The following is a 6,641-nucleotide window of genomic DNA, read 5'->3' as shown; positions in this document are numbered from 1 at the left end:
AGAACAGGCTCGAAGTTCTCTATTTGAGTATATCGAGGTTTTTTATAACAGAAAGCGTTTGCATTCTAAAATTGGATACAAAGCTCCTGTTACATTTGAAAATGAATTTCATGCCTATTCGTGAGTATATTTTTACTTAGGAACTTCAGTAAAACATTACCACAGCAGAAGATTTAAGAGAAAGTAGATTTATGCAAATGTAGAGTAACGATATATTAAGGACTAGAGGCGTCATAACACCAGTGTAAATCATCCATTTTTCATACCAAATAGGCTTTTCAATCATCTCATTGAAAGAACTAAATAAATCAGATGTAGCCTTTTTTATGTTATTGTTTATAACATTTTTTTTATTTGGTTCTTTTGTTTTTGTTTCAAAATTTTCAAATATTTCTTTTTGTTTGTCTATTATTTGAGGTGTAAATAGATCTTCTACACCAGCATATAACCCAATGATAGAAAAAATAATACCTATTATTCCAGTAGCTGATATCCAAGTAGGTCTTTTGCTTTTTTTAACATTTGTTTCCATTCTCATGTTTCCTTCTATTCATTGTTATTTTTGCTTATTGCGCATAACGAATAGACTTACCGAAGTTCCCCGACCCTGAGTCCCTGCGGGACGTTAGGGACTGGCATGTAGCTTGCGAAGGCAAGGCGAATGCCAGAAGGGGAATTTGCCGTAGGCCGAGCGAGGCCCTGTGCCGAAGCGTAGCGGTAAGTCGCTGTTATACGAAGGAGGAAAGATATTCTATAAGATAAATTTTAAAATGTATTTATTATTTCTGTCTAGCTTGAAAGTTTCACAAGCATAGAAATGGTTTTCGTTTTTCATATTTAAGAAATAGTATGCTTCAGCAAGAAATGTCACTGCCCCTATATTATAGTCCATAGTATTAGGATCGTAGTAAGTATTACCCAAAGTGATTACATCGAGCATTTTTCTATTATAGTAAATTGATTTTTTAAAATCCTGATAATCCAGGTAAATAGTGCTAATTTTCCAGTATGCTTCAAGAAAATAAGTATCAATGACCACATTTTCATAAGATCCATCAGGAAGGACAGTTTCATCTTTATCAATAATTGAAATTAATAGTTTGTATGTATCAAAACTCTCTTTCCTTCGTCCTAAAGTATATAAAGTTCTGGCATAAGCGTTGAGTAAAAAAGGATTATTTTTTTCTTCTTTTAATGCTGGAATAAGAATATTGAGCGCTTCGTTATATTTTCTTTCGTAGTAAAAAATTTCTGATTTTCTATAATTTGAATCAAATTTTTTAGATATTTTATCTGGATACGGCAACAAAATACCCGCAGGATCTCCGATTTGAACTGTGTCCCCAGGTTTTACATTCGAATCGATATGTAGTAGTTTTACAGTTTTTGCAGGAAATTCCGGTCTAACGAGTTTTGCACAAACAATTGATGGTTCTTGTTCATCTGAATACAGTGCTGTGTTTAGAAGTAACGATATAATAATTAAATGTTTTCTGTTCATAATTTTTTCCTCTTGCGTATAACGAACTAGACTTACCGAAGTTCCCTGACCCTGAGTCCCGGAGGGACGTTAGGGACTGGCACGTAGCTTGCGTTTGCAAGCGAGTGACAGAAAGGGAATTTGCCGTAGGCCGAGCGAGGGCTTGTCCCGAAGCGTAGCGGTAGGTCGCTGTTATGCGCCGTGGCAAGGTTTACGGATGAGTATATCCATATCAATAAAGAAAAAAATTGAGAAATTAATCTATTTTTTTATTTAAATTACTTAAAATTTAATTTAATTTATTCGAATTTATTAGCGATGTCCGGTTTATTCTTATTTAAGAAATAGGTTTGGAAAACCTTTTTAGGCAATGGAAACGGACCATAAGAATCTAATGATATTTTCCACTTGCCATCTTTTTTGATTATTCCATACTTGAATTGAATTTTTTTTGGTGAATAAAAAGTAACTTCATCCGTAGTCACATTTACCATTCCAACTACATTAAAGTTCACGTAAAACTCATAACAATCGTCATTATACACATCTTTTATTTTTCCATATTTATCGGAAATTTCATAATCTAAAAGAATATCTATCAAGATTCCTACATCAGGAAAAATTCTGATGACTGCATCTTCAGAAATATAAATTTCATCATTTCCAGATGCTTCTGGCATAGAATAATTGTAAGAATTAAAATGATTGTTGAGTAAATACTTAATCTCAGAAACGTCTTCTTTGTTTAGCTCAGGTAATTTTCCATTGTCTGATGAAGAAGATTTACATACGAAAATTAAGCTTATTAATAAAATTAGCGTAAAGAAAAAGGAATATTTAACTGTCTTCATAACTTAAAATTAAATGAGAATCTATTTTTATCAATTTATTTTTGCCATTGCGCATAACGAATAGGCTAACCGACGTAGGCTGACCCTGAGTCCCGGAAGCGGGACGTTAGGGACTGGCACGTAGTTTGCGGATGCAAACGAGTGCCAGAAAGCCTATGTGCCGAAGGCCGAGCGAGGGCGAAGTCCCGAAGCGAAGTGGTTAGCCGCTGTTATGCGCTGTGGTGCTTTTTACTTTTCAAATTGTTGAAAAAACTCATATTTTATTTTAAATGATTTAATTGGTTTTAAACCTAGTTCATTCTCTTCAATTAATTCAACTAATTTTTCAGAGTCTACGAGTTCGATAGCTTGTGCTCCTTCTCGTGATGCTTCTCTGATTGCATCTGCAGTAAAATAGCTAGTTGTGATGAAAATTCCTTTGTCAGCTCTACCGATTAAAGAATTTCTAAATTCTGCAATATGTTGTCTTTGAACAGGATTTTTTTCACCATATCTTTTACATTGAAATAATACTTTAAAGGTTACGAATGGATTTACTTTTAAAATCCCAACACCATCTATTCCATCATCCTTTGATCCACCTGTTAGTTTTAGATCAGTAAGCCCATTTTCCCTTAGTAACAGAAGTGAAAATTTTTCAAAATTTTGCCATGACATCAATCTGAGAATTTTAAGCAATTCTTCACGGTGATCTAAATTGATTAATGTATTATTATCCGAAATTGATTCAACTTCATCAATTGATTCTACTAATTCATCATCATCTGAGTCTTCTTTATTTTTTCTTCTAGAAGTATGAATATCAACCCATTTTAGGAATATTTCTCTACCTTCTTTCTCATCTATGGTTTTATTTTCTCCAGTTTTTGAAATAGTCCATATTCCTCTTTTTGTGGAATCTAAGTAACCTTCCCATACGAGGTATTGTCTTGCCCAACATACTTGATTATGAAATCTTTGTACTCCTGATTTTAATTTTGCTTCTAAAATTTCATCAGGTACATCAAGAATTTCGGCTACTTTTTTTGAAACTTCTTTAGGAGTTCCGGATCCGCCTAGTGTACGCAAAGCATCTAGTATTGGTCCCATCCATTTTACAAATTCTGATTTTTTATTCTTTTTCATATTTTAAATACATTTTGCACCATTGCGCATAACGAACTAGACTTACCGAAGTTCCCCGACCCTGAGTCCCAACGGGACGTTAGGGACTGGCACGGTGTTTGCATTTGCAAACGAGTGACAGAAGGGGAATTTGCCGTAGGCCGAGCGAGGCCTTGTGCCGAAGCGTAGCGGTAAGTTGCTGTTATGCGACGTGGAATTATTGAGATAGAAAACTCTCTTTATTCTTAAAGTTTTCTGCAATTTCATGTAGTGAGGTGTTTAGAGTATCGAAACTCTCTGTTTGGATATTATATTTCATTCTAGAATAGATAATAATTGTTTTTAAAGTATCAAAAATCATTAAAATTGGCATTGTTACCATGTTAATCAAATCAAAAAATTCTTCATCGTTATAATTATTTTTATCTTGAAAGTAATCTCCGGCGCTTGGACTTGCATGAACGAACATTGAACAGCTTGCATAACTTTCGAGAATAACCTCAAAATGATCATGTATTTGCGGAAATGACTCAAATATTTCTGCAATTTTTTTGATTATCGTTTTTATATTAAATTTTTGTATTTCTGATTGAATTTGATTCTTATTTAATTGATTTATTATGGGAAAGTTTTTATAAACTTCTTCCCATTCATTAAGCAAGGGAGATTTCGTTAGGAAGTTGTGTATATTTTTATTTTTTAAGTAAGTTATAAATTCTTCAATTTGTCCATACAAATGATAGTTTCTTGAGAAATTTGTATCCTTATCTAAACTGAATATAATGTATTGCGCCTTAAGATAATGTTCGATTAAACTTCTATATAAAATTTTGCATTGGTAAAGTTCTTTGTTTTTAATTAACGATATTGTCGTGTTATATATATCTGAACATTTTTTTATTAGATAGATTGCGTCCCGTATTTCTAATAGTTCATTAGATCTTGAAAGATAATTATTAATTAGAAAGAGATCTTTATTTACAATCGTTAATAACTGCAAGTGAAATTTGCTTGTTTTTTCGATTGCTATTGATAATGTTTCGAAATTGTTTTTTATGCTCATAAATTGAGGCTATTCCATGTCGCATAACGAACTAGACTTAACGACGTTCCTCGACCCTGAGTCCCAACGGGACGTTAGGGACTGGCACGTAGCTTGCGCATGCAAGCGAGTGACAGAAGAGGAATGTGGCGTAGCCCGAGCGAGGGCCTGTCCCGAAGCGTAGCGTTAAGTCGCTGTTATACGACGTGTGGCTTATACACTAGCTAAAGTTTTCTTTCCCTTCTTGATAACAATCTCTCCACCTAAAGTGTGGATTAATTTAGAAAGAACAAGTAGGGTAGGGTTGCCTTGTTTCCCACTTCTAATTTCTTGAATTACAGTGCTAGAAACATTTGCTTTTTTAGAAAGTTCTCTTACAGAAACTTTTTGAGATTCCATTAATTCAATTAAAGTTTCAGAAAGATTGAGAGCATCATATTCCTTATCAAATTTAGCTTTGAAGGATTTATCTTTCATCAAACGATCAAATGTAGATTTAGTAGTAGATGCCTTTTTTACTTCTTGTTTCATAATCTTTCCTTCTTTTGATAGCTCTAATTTTTTCGTTTTTCGGTAATTTATCAGTTTTTTTGACAAAAGCGTTAGTAATAATAATTTTCTTTCCTTTAACAAAAAAGCAAAGAAATCTGTGTGGAATAGGTTTGAAAGCGAATAAAGAATCACCTTCAAAATTGAATTTAGTTTTATCTTTGATTTCTCCAAAATCAGCAAATCTTTTGAACAAAATCAAAGTTTTAATTTTTAAATCATCAGGTAGTTCATTGAAATATTCTAGAACATCGGATTTATCTTTTTCGTCAAAATACCATTCAATAGTGAATTTTTCGCCTTTATAAGCTGTAAATTCTTTCACTTTTTATGTGTAACGGAATAACGTTACAGTATCAATACTTTTTTTATTTTCTTTAACCCAAATTTTTAGTTTTCAATGACTTTTGCCACATGTCGTATAACGAACTAGACTTACCGAAGTTGTCCGACCCTGAGTCCCGGAGGGACATTAGGGACTGGCATGTAGCTTGCGTAAGCAAGGCGAATGCCAGGAGGACAATTTGCCGCAGGCCGAGCGAGGCCTCGTGCCGAAGCGAAGCGGTAAGTCGCTGTTATACGACGTGTTCCTTTTAAAAATTATACTTTTTCTTCATTTTTAATTAGGAGTCGAATAATTGCATGATATGTGGCCAGATAAAAGTGGAACATCCAGGAATACCAAATATTTTTATCATAATTTCCTTTTTGACTTGGATTATGATGTCTGATTTCGAATCTATTGATTAATTCAAAAATAAGCGAATCGTCTTTTTTATCTAAAACTTTTTCAAGATTTTTTGTTTTTTTAAGCCATTCGAAAACATCCGCTAGTTCTCGTATAATATCCTTTCGATCAGCAAGTGAAAGGTTTCTTGTTCTCCATTTATAAACTGCATGTTGTATTTTCGAATCAACATTTTCACTTTCATAAGGTAGAATGTTTGCTAGAAGAATCTCTTTAACAATATCTTCACCTAAACTAAGGATTTCTCCATTACTAGATAATTCATATCCATCCTCAAAATCATTGAGGAACATATTTGCCATTTCTTGAAATTCTCTTTGTCCCAATTCTTTATTGTATGATTCATAGTCCTGGTATGCAAACCCTCCATCATTTTGGTGATAAATCCATCCTTCAGGTTTTGAGATCTTATCAAATAGATATTCAATGGTATCAAATATATGTTCTGGAGTAATTGAATAAAAATCCCAATTCGTTATTGGGAAAGGTTGAAAAGATAATTTTACTGCTGCTTCATATTTAATTGCATCTGAGACATACTTATTTTTCATTCCACTTTCTTTGAAGTAGTCTCTATCGAGGAAATATAAGTATAGATTCTGTAATTTTTCATATAAATCTTCTAAACTTAATTTTTTGTGCTTATTTCGTGAGGAAAAATATTTTCTTGTCATTGCTTAAATTTGTTTGGGACATGTCGTATAACGAACTAGACTTACCGAAGTTCCCCGACCCTGAGTCCCGACGGGACGTTAGGGACTGGCATGTAGCTTGCGAACGCAAGGCGAATGCCAGAAGGGGAATTTGCCGGAGGCCGAGCGAGGCCATGTGCCGAAGCGTAGCGGTAAGTCGCTGTTATACGTACGT

At 33.7% G+C, this 6,641-nt stretch carries 9 protein-coding genes; 1 reads left to right on the top strand and 8 read right to left on the bottom strand.

What is annotated here, in order from left to right:
* A partial coding sequence (locus LEP1GSC202_RS19700; protein WP_015678425.1) for an IS3 family transposase occupies positions 1–124 on the top strand: 124 nt, incomplete at its 5' end.
* Positions 125–145: 21 nt separating this feature from the next.
* Here LEP1GSC202_RS19700 and LEP1GSC202_RS14135 read toward each other — a convergent pair.
* From LEP1GSC202_RS14135 to LEP1GSC202_RS14100, 8 genes are all read right to left on the bottom strand, one after another.
* Positions 146–532 (bottom strand): hypothetical protein, encoded by a 387-nt coding sequence (locus LEP1GSC202_RS14135; RefSeq protein ID WP_039929083.1) that lies wholly within the window; start codon positions 530–532, stop codon positions 146–148.
* Between the two features lie 219 nt (positions 533–751).
* On the bottom strand, positions 752–1,501 hold the full coding sequence (locus LEP1GSC202_RS14130; RefSeq protein ID WP_015678430.1) for a tetratricopeptide repeat protein: 750 nt from the start codon (positions 1,499–1,501) through the stop codon (positions 752–754).
* A gap of 278 nt (positions 1,502–1,779) precedes the next feature.
* Positions 1,780–2,331: a hypothetical protein gene (locus tag LEP1GSC202_RS14125; RefSeq protein ID WP_156825393.1), complete on the bottom strand. Its 552-nt coding sequence runs from the start codon at positions 2,329–2,331 to the stop codon at positions 1,780–1,782.
* 228 nt (positions 2,332–2,559) lie between these two features.
* A complete protein-coding gene (locus tag LEP1GSC202_RS14120; protein WP_015678426.1) occupies positions 2,560–3,456 on the bottom strand; it encodes a restriction endonuclease in 897 nt (298 codons plus the stop codon).
* A gap of 196 nt (positions 3,457–3,652) precedes the next feature.
* On the bottom strand, positions 3,653–4,498 hold the full coding sequence (locus tag LEP1GSC202_RS14115) for a DUF5677 domain-containing protein (RefSeq protein ID WP_015678424.1): 846 nt from the start codon (positions 4,496–4,498) through the stop codon (positions 3,653–3,655).
* 192 nt (positions 4,499–4,690) lie between these two features.
* Positions 4,691–5,008, bottom strand: a complete 318-nt coding sequence (locus LEP1GSC202_RS14110) for a helix-turn-helix domain-containing protein (RefSeq protein ID WP_015678427.1) — start codon at positions 5,006–5,008, stop codon at positions 4,691–4,693.
* On the bottom strand, positions 4,974–5,351 hold the full coding sequence (locus tag LEP1GSC202_RS14105; protein ID WP_015678431.1) for a type II toxin-antitoxin system RelE/ParE family toxin: 378 nt from the start codon (positions 5,349–5,351) through the stop codon (positions 4,974–4,976). Before LEP1GSC202_RS14105 ends, LEP1GSC202_RS14110 begins: the two co-directional genes overlap by 35 nt.
* A 275-nt stretch (positions 5,352–5,626) precedes the next feature.
* Positions 5,627–6,448 carry a hypothetical protein gene (locus LEP1GSC202_RS14100; protein WP_015678428.1) on the bottom strand — a complete coding sequence of 274 codons (822 nt, stop codon included), beginning with the start codon at positions 6,446–6,448 and terminating at the stop codon, positions 5,627–5,629.
* Between the last annotated feature and the right edge of the window lie 193 nt (positions 6,449–6,641).

This window comes from Leptospira yanagawae serovar Saopaulo str. Sao Paulo = ATCC 700523 (genome assembly GCF_000332475.2).
Lineage (GTDB): Bacteria > Spirochaetota > Leptospiria > Leptospirales > Leptospiraceae > Leptospira_A > Leptospira_A yanagawae.
Note: the sequence above shows the minus strand (reverse complement) of the source record. Positions and strands in the feature narration are given on the sequence as shown.

Excerpts from the sequence above, each read along its gene's own strand:
- LEP1GSC202_RS14135 (WP_039929083.1), bottom strand. The coding sequence starts at position 532 with ATGGAAACAAATGTTAAAAAAAGCAAAAGACCTACTTGGATATCAGCT.
- LEP1GSC202_RS14130 (WP_015678430.1), bottom strand. The coding sequence starts at position 1,501 with ATGAACAGAAAACATTTAATTATTATATCGTTACTTCTAAACACAGCA.
- LEP1GSC202_RS14125 (WP_156825393.1), bottom strand. The coding sequence starts at position 2,331 with ATGAAGACAGTTAAATATTCCTTTTTCTTTACGCTAATTTTATTAATA.
- LEP1GSC202_RS14120 (WP_015678426.1), bottom strand. The coding sequence starts at position 3,456 with ATGAAAAAGAATAAAAAATCAGAATTTGTAAAATGGATGGGACCAATA.
- LEP1GSC202_RS14115 (WP_015678424.1), bottom strand. The coding sequence starts at position 4,498 with ATGAGCATAAAAAACAATTTCGAAACATTATCAATAGCAATCGAAAAA.
- LEP1GSC202_RS14110 (WP_015678427.1), bottom strand. The coding sequence starts at position 5,008 with ATGAAACAAGAAGTAAAAAAGGCATCTACTACTAAATCTACATTTGAT.
- LEP1GSC202_RS14100 (WP_015678428.1), bottom strand. The coding sequence starts at position 6,448 with ATGACAAGAAAATATTTTTCCTCACGAAATAAGCACAAAAAATTAAGT.